Origin of the sequence: Sulfuricurvum sp., from assembly GCF_023229695.1 — a bacterium.
Taxonomy (GTDB): Bacteria; Campylobacterota; Campylobacteria; order Campylobacterales; family Sulfurimonadaceae; genus Sulfuricurvum.
On sequence record NZ_JALNYS010000020.1, the window covers coordinates 1 to 13,297 of the forward strand.

Annotated in this window: 15 protein-coding genes and 2 tRNA genes; 6 read left to right on the forward strand and 11 right to left on the reverse strand. The window is 44.9% G+C overall.

Going from position 1 to position 13,297, the window contains the following annotated elements:
- Positions 1-111: 111 nt before the first annotated feature.
- Positions 112-459, reverse strand: a complete 348-nt coding sequence (locus M0P91_RS12980; RefSeq protein ID WP_295068207.1) for a hypothetical protein — start codon at positions 457-459, stop codon at positions 112-114.
- A gap of 153 nt (positions 460-612) precedes the next feature.
- Between M0P91_RS12980 and M0P91_RS12985 the strand changes: the two genes are divergently transcribed.
- The 5 genes from M0P91_RS12985 (at position 613) to M0P91_RS13005 (ending at position 3,822) form a co-directional block, all read left to right on the forward strand.
- A complete protein-coding gene (locus M0P91_RS12985) occupies positions 613-1,002 on the forward strand; it encodes a hypothetical protein (protein ID WP_295068210.1) in 390 nt (129 codons plus the stop codon).
- Positions 999-1,265 (forward strand): hypothetical protein, encoded by a 267-nt coding sequence (locus tag M0P91_RS12990; RefSeq protein ID WP_295068213.1) that lies wholly within the window; start codon positions 999-1,001, stop codon positions 1,263-1,265. The genes M0P91_RS12985 and M0P91_RS12990 overlap by 4 nt, the downstream gene beginning before the upstream one ends.
- A gap of 155 nt (positions 1,266-1,420) precedes the next feature.
- Positions 1,421-2,506, forward strand: a complete 1,086-nt coding sequence (locus tag M0P91_RS12995) for a replication endonuclease (RefSeq protein ID WP_295068216.1) — start codon at positions 1,421-1,423, stop codon at positions 2,504-2,506.
- Between the two features lies 1 nt (position 2,507).
- Entirely contained in the window at positions 2,508-2,834 is a 327-nt protein-coding gene (locus tag M0P91_RS13000) for a helix-turn-helix domain-containing protein (RefSeq protein WP_295068220.1), read from the forward strand.
- Positions 2,767-3,822, forward strand: coding sequence for a site-specific integrase (locus tag M0P91_RS13005; RefSeq protein WP_295068223.1), 1,056 nt, complete (start codon positions 2,767-2,769; stop codon positions 3,820-3,822). Before M0P91_RS13000 ends, M0P91_RS13005 begins: the two co-directional genes overlap by 68 nt.
- 196 nt (positions 3,823-4,018) lie before the next feature.
- Here M0P91_RS13005 and M0P91_RS13010 read toward each other — a convergent pair.
- From M0P91_RS13010 to gyrA, 10 genes are all read right to left on the reverse strand, one after another.
- A tRNA-Asn gene (locus tag M0P91_RS13010) sits at positions 4,019-4,093 on the reverse strand.
- Positions 4,094-4,118: 25 nt separating this feature from the next.
- Positions 4,119-4,193, reverse strand: a tRNA-Asn gene (locus M0P91_RS13015).
- A 51-nt stretch (positions 4,194-4,244) separates the two neighbouring features.
- Entirely contained in the window at positions 4,245-5,189 is a 945-nt protein-coding gene (locus M0P91_RS13020; protein WP_295068226.1) for a radical SAM protein, read from the reverse strand.
- Between the two features lies 1 nt (position 5,190).
- Positions 5,191-6,234, reverse strand: a complete 1,044-nt coding sequence (gene hemE / locus M0P91_RS13025) for a uroporphyrinogen decarboxylase (RefSeq protein WP_295068229.1) — start codon at positions 6,232-6,234, stop codon at positions 5,191-5,193.
- A gap of 61 nt (positions 6,235-6,295) precedes the next feature.
- A complete protein-coding gene (locus M0P91_RS13030) occupies positions 6,296-6,823 on the reverse strand; it encodes a YqhA family protein (RefSeq protein WP_295068232.1) in 528 nt (175 codons plus the stop codon).
- Between the two features lie 2 nt (positions 6,824-6,825).
- Positions 6,826-7,854, reverse strand: coding sequence for an aspartate-semialdehyde dehydrogenase (locus tag M0P91_RS13035; protein ID WP_295068235.1), 1,029 nt, complete (start codon positions 7,852-7,854; stop codon positions 6,826-6,828).
- Positions 7,855-7,967: 113 nt separating this feature from the next.
- Positions 7,968-9,119, reverse strand: coding sequence for a sigma-54 dependent transcriptional regulator (locus M0P91_RS13040; protein WP_295068240.1), 1,152 nt, complete (start codon positions 9,117-9,119; stop codon positions 7,968-7,970).
- A 12-nt stretch (positions 9,120-9,131) separates the two neighbouring features.
- Positions 9,132-9,551 carry a hypothetical protein gene (locus M0P91_RS13045; RefSeq protein WP_295068243.1) on the reverse strand — a complete coding sequence of 140 codons (420 nt, stop codon included), beginning with the start codon at positions 9,549-9,551 and terminating at the stop codon, positions 9,132-9,134.
- Positions 9,500-9,958, reverse strand: coding sequence for an LPP20 family lipoprotein (locus tag M0P91_RS13050; protein WP_295068246.1), 459 nt, complete (start codon positions 9,956-9,958; stop codon positions 9,500-9,502). The genes M0P91_RS13045 and M0P91_RS13050 overlap by 52 nt, the downstream gene beginning before the upstream one ends.
- A 46-nt stretch (positions 9,959-10,004) precedes the next feature.
- Positions 10,005-12,485 carry a DNA gyrase subunit A gene (gene gyrA / locus M0P91_RS13055; protein WP_295068249.1) on the reverse strand — a complete coding sequence of 827 codons (2,481 nt, stop codon included), beginning with the start codon at positions 12,483-12,485 and terminating at the stop codon, positions 10,005-10,007.
- Positions 12,486-12,640: 155 nt separating this feature from the next.
- Between gyrA and M0P91_RS13060 the strand changes: the two genes are divergently transcribed.
- Complete coding sequence (locus tag M0P91_RS13060) at positions 12,641-12,979, forward strand: P-II family nitrogen regulator (protein WP_295068252.1); 339 nt, start codon at positions 12,641-12,643, stop codon at positions 12,977-12,979.
- The last annotated feature ends 318 nt before the right edge of the window (positions 12,980-13,297 follow it).

Consider the following 13,297-nt stretch of genomic DNA (forward strand, 5'->3'; position numbering starts at 1 on the left):
CTGAGATTTCATACTCAATATCAGTAATTTCATCCAACTTTCCTCGGACTCAAAACGAAAGAAAGTCAAAAAAATCAACTGGGTACATTTGGGAATCTCTAGAAGAGGTTCTTAGAGGTGCCCTTTAAATATTACAAGTATAACCAAAAGGGCCAATATCCATGAAAGAAAGGAAAAGCCTTTTACTTTTGGTTCTTCTAATTTCCATGTTTGCTTAAATTGTTGAAGTTTGATTTTTTGTTGGTCATCAAATTGTTTTTGCATTCTTCTATGTTTATTTGCTGTATTAAATGCTTTTGCTTCTTCGCTTATTTTAGTAGTTTTATGATTTTTAAAAGATGTTTGAGTTGAACTATTTTGGTCTATTTCTATTTCACCTTTTGATTCATTAAATTCAAAAGAATCATTCTTTTTCTTCCAAGGGTCATTTTGCCTATGGTCTCGATCGTATATACCCATCTATTTACCTGATATAAAAAAAGTAAAAATATTATAGTGTAAAAAATAATATTTGCTGTTTTTTATTTAGAAATAAATAAATACTATTGACAAGCTATACATAAAATATGTACAATTACTATGTGCCTTATAAATATACACAAAGGAAATACAATGGATGTGTTTAGAGCGCTTGACATTGCAAAGGGTTCTGAAGAGAAAAAAGTTGGATTCAATCTACAAATACCATCTTCACGTAAAGAAGAAGTAGAAGAATTCTGTAAATACAATGGTGTGAGTATGACAGCTTTTATAAATGGATTGCTTCAAGCTGCAATGGAGGAAGTGAAACGAAACCCTTACTACCAAGAAAGCACATTGCAGATAAGTGAAAAATTGGAGAATCTGAGTTGGAAACTTTCAGACCTTGAATCGAGTTTACAATATGATGAAAATGGGGCATTTATGAATACACCTAAAAATCATGCGACTAAAAATGAGGTTGAATCGCTTGTAATTGCGGTTTCTGCATTGGAAAAAGAACTAAAACGGAGATCAGAATGAAAGTAATTATCGAAGGCATGTTGTTGTCAATTTACAAAAGCAACGATTTTAAAGACAAAGAGACGGGAGAAGTATCCCAAGGTAAACACAAGTTGCAGTTGCTCATCGAGAGCGAATTACAGAACGGTTCTGTTAAAAATGATATGCAAGATATTTCGATACCGGATACACGAGTAAAAGAGTATGAAACGCAGATCGGTCAAAAAATACAGGTCAAATGTGATGTTGTGTCAAAAAGTCAGGTAAGTTTCTACGTGAAATAAAGCCACGTTGCGAAAGTCTGAGCAAAGCGAAGAACGTAACGGGGTAACAACTGAACGAAGAGAAGGCGTTAGATATTTATTTGAGCGCATAGAGGGTCAATCCGCCAAGATAAGAACCCCCTACGGCGTCTCCAGTTTACTAGAAAGGAAACAAAATGGATAATACTCAATTATCCCTAAAAGAGTCTGTAAATCATGTTGCCGATCTGTCGGTGAGAACCAGTCTGGGGCTTTGCCCCCGTAAGGGTTCTTCCGACGTATTCGGCTCTTCTTCCTTGACTACTTATAAAAAAGTTGTGGACATTGTCAAAACATACGGTCTGAACGAGAATGATTTAGTGACAGTTCGTGAGAAACTTCAACGTCAAAGAAACTTCTTAGAATTCAGTTATGTTTCGAATAAGCAGACGGGACAAACATTCTCTCTCAAAGATTGTATTGTCTCATCAAACCATAACCCCCAACGCTATTACGGTGAAATTCAAAACCGTATTAACACGCTAGAGCGTGAAGCGACCAATGCAGGTTTAACCCCTATTTTCTTAACAATGACACTACCAAGCGAGTTTCATGAAATGAAGCAACACAACGGAAAACTCGTACCGAATCCAAAATACAACGGGACAACACCTAAAGAGGCCGTTAAAATTCTCACAAAGCAATTTGCCAAGCTCCGCCAAGACCGTTCGCTTAAAGAACTTACAAAGGCTCAGAGAATGTATTACCGTGTCAATGAACCGCACAAAGACGGTACACCGCACACGCATATTCTGTTATTCATTCCTAAAGATCGGATTGATCGTGTGGAAGTCGCTTTTAACCGCTTATTTCTTCAAGTCGGTAACAAGTTTGAGAAGAACATCAAAAGTGCATCAAGCTACATCATGAAGTACATCAACAAGACATTACCGATGTCTAAAGAGCAAATTAGCGAAACCGATCAATACATTAATGCATGGTATGTCAAACACCGTGTAAATCGCTTTTGCTCCAGTCGCTCAATGGCTCCTATGTATCTCTACCGATTGTTAAGCCATCGTTTCAGCCTCTACGGTTTAACCCAAGTTCGCAAAGGGGACAGCCTCCAAGTATTGGCACGTCTTGATGATGACAAGATCATGGAGATATGGGATGGTGATGAACTTTTGTTTATGAGATCGGAAAACATTACTTTGTACACCGTGCAAGATATTCAACGCAACTTACAAAAGCATGGAACCTACAACGGAAAGGCGGCATAGTATGATTGAAATGGAAAATATTAATCTGATCAAACAGATTGCAGAAGATATCGCATTGCTCAAAAGATCACTTAGTGATTCAAATGCAAAACGTTGGCTAAATGTCAAAGAAGTTGCAGAATATTTAGGTTACTCAAAAGATCGTATTTACAAAATCAAAGATCAATACTTGATTGAGGGGATTCATTTTCATAATCAAACAGGTAAAATTCTTTTTGATAGAGTTGCGATTGACTCTTGGGTGGTCGGAAAGGAAACCGATGAAACTCACCAGTCGCGACGGCAAGTTGTGGATAACATTTTATTATCAGTCAGAAAGGTATCGTAGAAGCCTTAATCTTGATGATACAAAAGCTAATCGTAAATTAGCCGAAAATGTCATACTCCCTGAGATTCAATGCAAGTTGAATTCGGGAACATTCTTTGAAAATAAAAAGTCCGATATTCCGACCGTAGAAGAGTACGCAAAGATTAGTTTTGAACTTCATAGTCATCATCGTAAGTTAACGACTTCGTATGATTATGAATCATCATTGAGATTGCACATTAATCCATATTTTGCGGATAAGCGGATAGATCGTATTAAACCATCAGATGTTGCATTGTGGCAAAATACACTTTTGGATAAATTGTCGCCAAGGCGTGTCCGAAGTATTAGAGCCGTTTTCAATATGTTTTTTCAAGATGCCTTACGAGATGAGATTATTGATAAAAATCCGTTGACTATGGTAAATGTGCCTAAAATTGAAAAGGTAGAGGTTAAGCCCTTTACTTTGGATGAAATGATGAAAATTATCAAAAGCGGCGAGGGTGATATACAAGCATTTGTTGCCCTTGGATTCTTAACGGGTATGCGTAGTGGTGAAATGATCGGTTTGCGTTGGGAGGATATTGATTTTGATCGTCGTGAAATTTCGATTAAGCGAACGATAAAAATGGGGAAAACGTCTACACCAAAAACTCAAAGCAGTGTTAGGACGATAGAAATACTCGATCAATTATTTCCATATTTGGAAGATCAATATAAAAGAACTGGTCAGTATGAGAGTTATGTTTTTTTGAATCGTGAGCTTACGCATTACTATGACATTAAACGGATTCGAAATACACATTGGAAAAATCTACTGCAAAAAGTAGAGATCGAGTATCGAACAATTTACCAAATGCGTCACACTTTTGCGACGGTTATGATCGAACATGGGGAAGATATTTTATGGGTTTCTCACATGCTTGGGCATACGGATACTTCTATGACTTTACAGATGTATGCGAAGTATCGAAAGCAAGATCAGAAGAAGAGAGCGACTTTTCTATAGTTACCTTTTGACACGTTTGGGCACGATTTGGGCACAGTAAGCTTTTTAGTCCTGTTTTTCGTTAAAAGAGTAAAAATTTTAGTATATAAAAATATTATAGCTTTGGATTTTATTTTTGCAATGAAAAATGGGCACAGTGGGCACAATTTTGAAAGTTTTACTTTTGAAAGTGGCTATTTTTTGGGTTTATAAGGGGTGGCTCCGGATACTGGATTCGAACCAGTGACCAAGTGATTAACAGTCACCTACTCTACCGCTGAGCTAATCCGGAATAAAAAAGAAAGAAAATCATAAAGTGGCTCCGGATACTGGATTCGAACCAGTGACCAAGTGATTAACAGTCACCTACTCTACCGCTGAGCTAATCCGGAATGTTTATGAGGGCGTAATTATACGGTATGAAGAGTGTAATGTCAAGAAAATTAGCCTCTTTTCGGGGATTTTCGGTGAATATTCTTTACCGGAACGTAAAAAATGATATTTGAGCGTTCCAAAGGGGCAATTTCGTCTTCCTGAATAAGCGTTTGAAGGAGGTTTTTGGATTCGTCATCGAAGAGGGCGTTAATATCCTCTTGTGTTAGAGGACGTTTGTCCAAAGTTGAGAGGATCTCCTGGCGGCTGTAACGGCTCGGTGTACACGAAGCGTGGGTACGTGAGACGATATGGATCGGGAGTGCAGGATCAAACTGCTGAGAAAGAGCATAGAGCTCGTTGAATTCAAGTCCTTGAACGCCGTATGCGGGGGGACGATCAACGGTTCCGATATCGATACGGGTACATTGTATGGTTTGCAGCGCTTTATTCAGCGAAGCGACCTCTTCAGCGGTATCATTGACCCCTCGGACAAAGAGAATCTCGATAAAGAGTTTGCCGTTAAAACGTTTCGAAAAACGTCGGATGTTCTCAATAATCGCTTCGATCGTGATCCCTTCGGCGGGACGGTCGATTTTTTTAAAAATTTCGGGTGTCGCGGCGTCGAGGGAGAGTTTTACCTGATCGATTCGGAGAAGGGTGTTGAAAACTGCTTCATCGTTCAGGCAGGCGCTGTTGGAGAGGATGAGAAGCTCTTTCTCCCCCTTGATTGCATTGAGGTGCGCTATAAGCTCTGGGAGATGGGGATACATGGTCGGTTCACCGTTAGCGGTCAGGGTGATGACATCGATGTTTGGATGCTGCGACAGGGCGTCCGTAAGCTCCTGTAAAATGGATTCGACCGGCGTAACCGTGTGTTGCCGGGTAAGAGGGCGGGCGGGCGCCAACTCACAGTAAAGGCAGTCAAAATTGCATTGTTTGGCAGAGGAGGAGAGGTCGATCCCCAAAGAGACGCCGAAGCGGCGTGAGTGGATGGGACCGAAAATCGTACTCATATTAGGCGTTTTTACTCACTCTTTGGCACTCGGCAACAAAGTGTCTGGCATGTTCAACCGGTACATCGGGGAGGATTCCGTGACCCAGGTTGAAAATATGACGTTTGCCCCCCATAATCGCCTGAAGCTCTTCGACCGATGCGGTTGTCTCCTCTTTGGAGTACAAACGGCACGGTTCCATATTCCCTTGAAGGACATAACGATCGCCCAGTTTTTCTTTGGCCAGAGCCATCGGGGTGCTCCAGTCTACTCCGAATACATCGAAGTTTCCGTACACTTTATCCAAAAATGCGGGGATCCCTTTGGGGAACATGATAACGGGGATATGCGGGTATTTTTCTTTTAAATACTCGGCGATCTCCACCATGTAGCTCCATGAAAACTCATCGTATTTGCTCGGCTCAATCGCTGCGGCCCAGCTGTCGAAGATCTGGACGACGTCGATACCGGATTCGATCTGTTTTTCCATGTAGAGTTTGACCACTTCGGTCACTTTTTTGAGTATTTTATGGAGAAGTGCCGGATTGGAGTACATCATCTTTTTGCAGATATTATAGGTTTTGGTCCCTTGCCCCTCGATCATGTAGGTAGCGAGGGTCCAGGGGGCTCCGGTAAAACCGATCAGCGCTTTTTCATCGTCACGCGCATCAAGCTGCGCCCGCAATATTTTGATCGTTTCATAGACATAGGACAATTTGGATGCGGCTTCGTCTCCGCCGGCCAGGGCGTTTAAATCTTCTTCATTCACGATCGGTTTTTCAAAAACCGGCCCCTCTCCTGCTAGAAAATCGAGTTTCATCCCCATCTCATTGGGGACAACCAAAATGTCACTGAAAAGGATCGCAGCATCAACACCGACGAGATCAACGGGCTGGATTGTTACTTCAGCGGCCATGTCCGGGGCATGGCATAGATTTAAAAAGTTTCCGGCACGACGACGTACTTCCATATACTCGGGAAGATAACGTCCAGCCTGACGCATCATCCATACCGGTGTGTAGGGGGTCTCTTTTCCAAAACATGCATCAACAAAAATTTTACTCATTAGTGCTCCTTAAAGATTAAGTGGGTGTTAAAAATAATTTCCTGCCTCAGAAGGGCAGAGTTCAATGGTCGTGATGACCGACTTTGCTGAGAAAGTAAAGACCTACCGCAACCGCCGTGATTGAGAGTGCCAGATACAGAAGCTCAAGGGCACTGCTAAACTCGGTACGCCCGACTTTTTGAAAAAACCCGACGACGAGAACCATAACAATGACTTTCGAGATTTTATCTTTGAGCTGATCGAGCGAATGGACCGCCAGCAGCTGATTTTCACTTCCGTCTTCATCTTTTGCCGGATCAAGATCGGAGATAAAAAGCTCATACAAACCGAACGAGAAAATGATCATAACGACACCGATCAGGTACAAGTCAACCGCGCCGATAATACCGCCGACTACTATTTCGTGGAAGCCCTCCGGATGAGCATGGGTAAGATAGGTGTCAATGACATACGAAGCTGTGTAAAAAATATCAAAACTAGCGATAGCAAAGAGGACGATTGCCCCCAGCAATCCAAAGACTACGGCTAAAATAATGATAAATCGTGAGCTCCAAAGGCCGTGTTCAAAGATATTTTCAATAAAATTCATCTCTATACCCCCTGCATCTCAACCCATTTTTGGGCGATACGGACGGCATTGGTGGCGGCACCGACACGCAGGTTATCGGCAACAACCCACATATGAAGGACATTTTCCCGGTAGAGATCGTTTCGGATACGTCCGACAAAGGTTTCGTTCTGGTCCATGCAAAGCGAAGGCATCGGATAGATACTCTGTTCCGGCTCATCGAGGACGATGATATTGGGGGCTTTGCGCAAAAGTTCGCGCGCCTCTTCGGCATCCACCGCGCCGTCAAACGTCAGAGTCAGTGTTTCGGCATGGCCGCGCAATGTCGGAATGCGGACACAGGTCGCACTCACTTCGATATCTTTGTGCATGATTTTTTGTGTTTCGTTCACCATTTTGAGCTCTTCTTTGGTGTAGCCGCTATCGGTAAACGAATCGATTTGCGGTATGGCATTAAGAGCAATGCGGTGAGGAAATTTTTTAGGTTCGGTATCATCGAGTTTAAACGCAAAAAAGGCCTGCATTTGTTCAACGAGTTCTTCCATCGCCGATTTTCCCGCACCGGAGGTTGCCTGATAGGTACTGACATCGATACGTTGAAGGTCGTAAGCATCATCCAGCGGTTTAAGGGCTTGAACCATTTGAATCGTCGAACAGTTCGGATTGGCAATAATACCGCGATTGCGCCATTGGGCGATATCTTCGGGGTTCACTTCGGGGACGACGAGGGGGATATCTTCAACCATTCGAAAATGGCTCGTATTGTCGATGACCACCGCTCCTGCCGCTGCCGCGTAGGGGGCAAATTCTGCGGATACGCTTCCGCCTGCGCTGAAGAGGGCGATCTCGATCTGTTCTTCGTCAAATATAGTCGGTGTGAGCTCTTGGATCATAAGATCTTGATTATTAAATGTTACGGTATTACCGGCACTTCGGGCACTTGCGAGGGGGACGAGTTTGGCGAGAGGAAAGTCGATCTCCTCAAAAATACGTAAAATTTCTTCTCCGACGGCACCGCTGGCACCGACGATCGCGACGTTGTAACGTTTCATTTCAATCTTCCTTGACATTTTGGAAAGGTGATTATAGCCAAAGCGGACTTGTAAAAAACTATTGGAGTTCTATTTTGTACCGAAAATAAAAAACAGTGACGTAAATGTGACGCTTAGCCCCTTTTGAACCCTCTCGCTTCCAAAAAGAGGTCTTCCACGCCGATCTCTTCCCCGTCGCTTAAGATGGCTGAGCGTTCGACGACGGAGATGAGTTCCCGGATATTTCCCGGCCATGTGTAGTGAAGGAGTGCTTCGCGTGCCTCATCGCTGAAATGTTTCGGCTCAAATCCGTATTGAAAACAATTCTGTTTCAGTACCGCTTCGGCAATGGGGAGAATTTCGGCACGCCGTTCCCGAAGCGGCGGGATCGAGAGGGGGATGGTATTGAGACGGTAATAGAGATCTTCGCGAAAATTTCCGTCGCTGATTTTCTGATGGAGATCGGCATTGGTTGCGCAGACAATGCGGACATCTATTTTTGTGCTTTTGGAAGCACCGAGTCGCCGCACCTCTCTCTCCTGTAGGACACGGAGCAGTTTTGCCTGAAGGTGATAGGGCATTTCGGCGATTTCATCGAGAAACAGCGTCCCCCCCTCAGCCAGTTCAAATTGTCCGGTTTTCGACTCCGTTGCATCGGTGAAGGAACCCTTTTCAAAGCCAAAGAGTTCGCTTTCGATCAGATTGTCCGGAATGGCCGCCATATTGATCGCGACGAAGGGCTTGGAGATTCGGGTGGAGTGATCGTGGATATAACGGGCAAAAACCTCTTTACCGACGCCGCTCTCTCCGAGGAGCATAATACTCGCATCGGTCATGGCCGCTTTGGAGGTCCGTTTTAAGAGTTTCTCCAGGGGTTCGGAGGTGGCTTCGAAAATAGAGTTTTGTTTAGGTGCCGGAACGGTTTTTTTGGTCTTGTCCCGTATTTTGGCACTCCGTTCTATGGCGGCGATCAGGGTTTCAATTTCAAACGGCTTGAGGAGAAAATCCTTAACTCCGAGTTGGATGGATTCGATAGCACGCGTAAGGGTGGCGTTTCCGGTGATAATAATGACGTCGTAGCGCCCGTCCAAAATTTTGACAAATTCGATTCCGTCCATCCCGGGCATATTGATATCGCTGATCACGAGATCGAACGTTTCATCCAGTTTTTTGAGGGCGTCACGGGCATTTTTAAAGGTATGAACTTCATACGCATCGAACTCGGCCATCGCAATTTCGAGCGATTTGCGCATATTGATGTCATCTTCAACGATGGCAATCTTCATATCTCTCCTTATTCATTTCTCATTATTGTGTTGCAGTAGGGTGATTGTAACCAAGCGATCATTAAACTCGACTGCATAGCACTGCGTCGGGAGGGTGAGGGTCTGGAGACTTTTGATATCGGTACCGTTAAGCGTTTCGTTGCTTTTCAGCCGTATCGGCTGAACGGAAGCGTATTCTAAAAAAAGGGTTTGCTCCCGTTTGAGTAGCCTTTCAATGGTTTCATTGTTTTCGCGTCGGAGAAGAAGAGGTGTTTTTTGATCGCGGGGACAGGGGAGCATCGCTTTGGAAACGGTTAGCGATTCGTCGATTATTTGGGCGTTGCGCGTTGTGAGCCGATAGCCGATGAGATAATCATCGGCCAAAAGAGAGAGAGCGGCAGCTAGCGAGAAAATTGCGTATACGAAAGGGCAATTTCCATTTCTACTTCGCATAGCCCCTCTTTAAAGGTTGTATTTAAAATATTGGCGCCTCGGACGGTTGCCTCAACGGACGTTCGGGTACTGGATTGGACCAGCATCATGTTTTTAACACTGTCTTGCCCCTCCACCTGCACTCCGCGCACCCGTTCGGCAATTTGGCGATATCCATCGGCGATTGCCGAACGTTTGGCCAATGCGTAGGCTTGTGCCGGAGAAGCGGTAACCGAGGGGGCGACCCCTTGTCCCAGAACAGTGATAACAAGCTCTCTGCCTGATTTTAAAACCGGTTCGACACAGTGACCGTCGGTGCCGCTGTAGACACATCGTACCGTCGAAGCGGGGGCCTCAGTCGTCATCGCGACTTCTGCATGGAGGGCAGAGAGGCTCAGTAATAGGGCGAGTGAAGCAGAAAATCTCATTCGGTTTCCTTGAAATTCTTGGAATAATGATTTATTTAAGCAAATATTATTCCAGTACAAGGATACCCTCTTCATTTTCACCTTCCTCCTCCTCTTCCTCATTTTTAGGACAACGGGAAATACTCTTCACGTCATCCCCTTTGATAATATAGACGCCGCTCGTGTTGCGCCCCGATTTGGCAATGGTTTGCATGTCGACACGGATCATTTTCCCCGCTTTGGTCAGCGCCATAAGATCCATCGTCTCATCGACCATGACACATCCGACAACGGTTGAACCGGTTTTGCCGTTGAGTTTCATCGCGATGACCCCCGAACCTGCACGGTTGGTGAGGCGGTATTCTTCGGCCGTGGTCCGTTTCCCGATCCCTTTTTCGCTGACCATCAAAATCTCTTCTTCGTCGCTTTTTATGATATTGGCATCGACGACAACGTCCCCTTCGATTTTGAATTTGATACCGCGTACCCCACGGGTACTGCGCCCCTGATCGCGAGTTTTGTCAATTTCGAATTTGATACATTGTGCGTATTTGGTGACGATGAAGAGATATTTGGTCTCTTCGGTCGCGATATGGGCGGTGATTAGAGCGTCATCATCGTCAAGGACGATTGCTCGAACCCCGTTGCTGCGGACGTTGGAAAATTCGCTGAGTGCGGTCCGCTTGACGATTCCGTTTTGGGTAAAGAAAACGAGTGATTTGTTTTCGTCGAAATCGGTTGTCGGGATAATGGAACGGATTTTCTCATCGGCTTCGAGGTTGATCAGGTTGACGACCGCTTTCCCTTTGGCCGTACGGGACCCTTCCGGAATTTTGTAGACTTTGAGCCAGTGCAGCTGACCGCGATCGGTGACAAACATCAGGGTATCGTGGGTATTGCACGTATAGAACCGTTCGATAAAATCATCCTCATAGGTGGTAACGGCAATTTTCCCTTTGCCGCCGCGCCGCTGCTTCTCATACGCAGCGGACGGAACCCGTTTGATGTATCCGCGATGACTTATCGTAACGATCATCGGCTCATTCGGAATCAAGTCTTCGATATTGATATCGTCGTAATTGTCTTCGATATCGGTTGCTCTCGAAACGGTGAACTGCTCTGCAAGCTCGATAAACTCCCCTTTGATGATCTCTTTGAGGACCTCTTCGCTGCGGAGGATGGACTCTAGGTAGTCGACAAGAGCCAAAATCTCTCTGAGTTCGTTTTCAATTTTTTCACGCTCAAGGCCGGTTAAGCGCTGAAGACGCATGTCCAAGATTGCCTGTGCCTGAATCGGAGAAAATCCAAATTGTTCAATCAGACCGTTTTTCGCGGTTTCGGTATCGTTGCTAGCGCGGATCAGCTTGATGATCGCATCGATATGATCCAGCGCTTTTTTCAACCCTTCCAAGATATGGGCGCGTGCTTTGGCTTTTTCAAGGTCAAAGATCGTACGGCGGATAATAACGGTTTTCCGGTGATTGATAAAGTGGTTCAGCATCTCAAGGAGGGCAAAAATACGCGGCTCCTGATTGTATACTGAGAGCATAATGATCCCGAAGGTGGTCTCCATATTGGTCGATTTATAGAGATTGTTGAGGACGATTTCACTCATCGCATCGCGTTTGAGCTCGATAACGACACGAATCCCCTCACGGTCGGATTCGTCGCGAATCTCGCTGATCCCTTCAATGAACTTGTCTTTGACCAAATCGGCAATGGTTTCGATCAAGCGCGCTTTATTGACCTGATAGGGAAGCTCATCAATAACGATAACGTCTTTGTTCGCTTTTTTCTCAATGTGAGTTTTGGCACGGACCCGGATACGGCCGCGGCCGCTCTCGTAAGCGTCGAGAATCCCTTTTTTGCCGTAGATGGTCCCCCCCGTAGGAAAATCGGGAGCTTTGATAAATTGCATGATGTCGATAAGTGATGCGTTCGGGTTATCCATAAGATAAATCAGTGCATTGAGAACTTCATTTGGATTATGCGGCGGGATATTGGTAGCCATACCGACAGCGATACCGCTAGAACCGTTGATCAAAAGATTCGGGACCCGGGCAGGGAGAACGTCAGGCTCATACGTTGTGCCGTCATAGTTTTCGACCATGTTGACGGTATCTTTGTCGAGGTCTTTGAGCAGTTCTCCGGCATAGCGGGTCATGCGGGCTTCGGTATAACGCATAGCAGCCGCGTTATCACCATCCACGGAACCGAAGTTCCCCTGACCGTCGACAAGAGGCATACGCATAGCAAACGGCTGGGCCATACGGACCAGTGCGTCGTACACGGAGGTGTCGCCGTGCGGGTGATACTGTCCGATGACGTCCCCGACGATACGGGCCGATTTTTTGTATTTTGCACCGGCGGAAAGATTGAGCTTGTCCATTGCGTACAGAATCCGGCGGTGAACCGGCTTAAGACCGTCACGGACGTCAGGAAGTGCGCGCCCGATAATAACGCTCATCGAGTAGTCAAGATAACTGCTCTTGAGGGTGTCTTCTATATTAATATCATTTATTTCGCTGTTGTCTAGCAGATCGTTCATACAGTCCCCAAAAGTGAAGATAAGGTTGCTGATTATATCCGATTGCCCCTTAAAGATTATGAGCGCCCCTTAAAACCGCTTTTCTAACCTGTCGGTTGCTAAAATTATTAAATATAGTTACAATTACCCTAAACATCTATGTGGAGTTCCTATTTATGAAAAAAATTGAAGCGGTTATCAAACCATTTAAGCTGGAAGACGTAAAAGATGCACTGGCTGAAATCGGGATTACCGGGATGACGGTCAGTGAGGTAAAAGGGTACGGGCGTCAAAAGGGGCACAGCGAATTGTATCGCGGCGCGGAGTACGTCGTTGATTTTCTTCCGAAAATTAAACTGGAGATGGTTGTCGACGATGCGATGATGGATCAGGTTATTAGCACGGTCGTTGAAGCGGCCCGTACCGGAAAAATCGGCGATGGTAAAATTTTTGTCAGCGATATCAACCAGATTATCCGTATCCGTACGGGCGAAACCGATAGCGAAGCCATTTAAGCTGGGTGTTAGCGTGTCAGGAGCTAAGGGCTCGGGCATGTTTTTTCTTCTTTGTTATATACTGACCTTACGCGCCTTGCTTTAGTAAGCGCGTCAAGGGGAATTTTCTCCCGCATCCGGAAGATGCGGGTAGCTTTAGGGGGTTGTAGGGACCCCGGTCCCTGCCACTTTACGGGTTTTACCCGAAAAGTGCGTAACATCAGTTATATAGATTTTTTATTGCCGCATATAAAACTCTTCAAATCCAGCAGTATTTTTATTGATCTCTTGTGCTGATTAAAAATTAATCACATTGTTGGCTAAAATCGTTTTCATCTC

Coding starts and splice junctions, on each gene's coding strand:
- M0P91_RS12980 (WP_295068207.1), bottom strand. CDS start 459: ATGGGTATATACGATCGAGACCATAGGCAAAATGACCCTTGGAAGAAA.
- M0P91_RS12985 (WP_295068210.1), top strand. CDS start 613: ATGGATGTGTTTAGAGCGCTTGACATTGCAAAGGGTTCTGAAGAGAAA.
- M0P91_RS12990 (WP_295068213.1), top strand. CDS start 999: ATGAAAGTAATTATCGAAGGCATGTTGTTGTCAATTTACAAAAGCAAC.
- M0P91_RS12995 (WP_295068216.1), top strand. CDS start 1,421: ATGGATAATACTCAATTATCCCTAAAAGAGTCTGTAAATCATGTTGCC.
- M0P91_RS13000 (WP_295068220.1), top strand. CDS start 2,508: ATGATTGAAATGGAAAATATTAATCTGATCAAACAGATTGCAGAAGAT.
- M0P91_RS13005 (WP_295068223.1), top strand. CDS start 2,767: ATGAAACTCACCAGTCGCGACGGCAAGTTGTGGATAACATTTTATTAT.
- M0P91_RS13020 (WP_295068226.1), bottom strand. CDS start 5,189: ATGAGTACGATTTTCGGTCCCATCCACTCACGCCGCTTCGGCGTCTCT.
- hemE (WP_295068229.1), bottom strand. CDS start 6,234: ATGAGTAAAATTTTTGTTGATGCATGTTTTGGAAAAGAGACCCCCTAC.
- M0P91_RS13030 (WP_295068232.1), bottom strand. CDS start 6,823: ATGAATTTTATTGAAAATATCTTTGAACACGGCCTTTGGAGCTCACGA.
- M0P91_RS13035 (WP_295068235.1), bottom strand. CDS start 7,854: ATGAAACGTTACAACGTCGCGATCGTCGGTGCCAGCGGTGCCGTCGGA.
- M0P91_RS13040 (WP_295068240.1), bottom strand. CDS start 9,119: ATGAAGATTGCCATCGTTGAAGATGACATCAATATGCGCAAATCGCTC.
- M0P91_RS13045 (WP_295068243.1), bottom strand. CDS start 9,551: ATGCGAAGTAGAAATGGAAATTGCCCTTTCGTATACGCAATTTTCTCG.
- M0P91_RS13050 (WP_295068246.1), bottom strand. CDS start 9,958: ATGAGATTTTCTGCTTCACTCGCCCTATTACTGAGCCTCTCTGCCCTC.
- gyrA (WP_295068249.1), bottom strand. CDS start 12,485: ATGAACGATCTGCTAGACAACAGCGAAATAAATGATATTAATATAGAA.
- M0P91_RS13060 (WP_295068252.1), top strand. CDS start 12,641: ATGAAAAAAATTGAAGCGGTTATCAAACCATTTAAGCTGGAAGACGTA.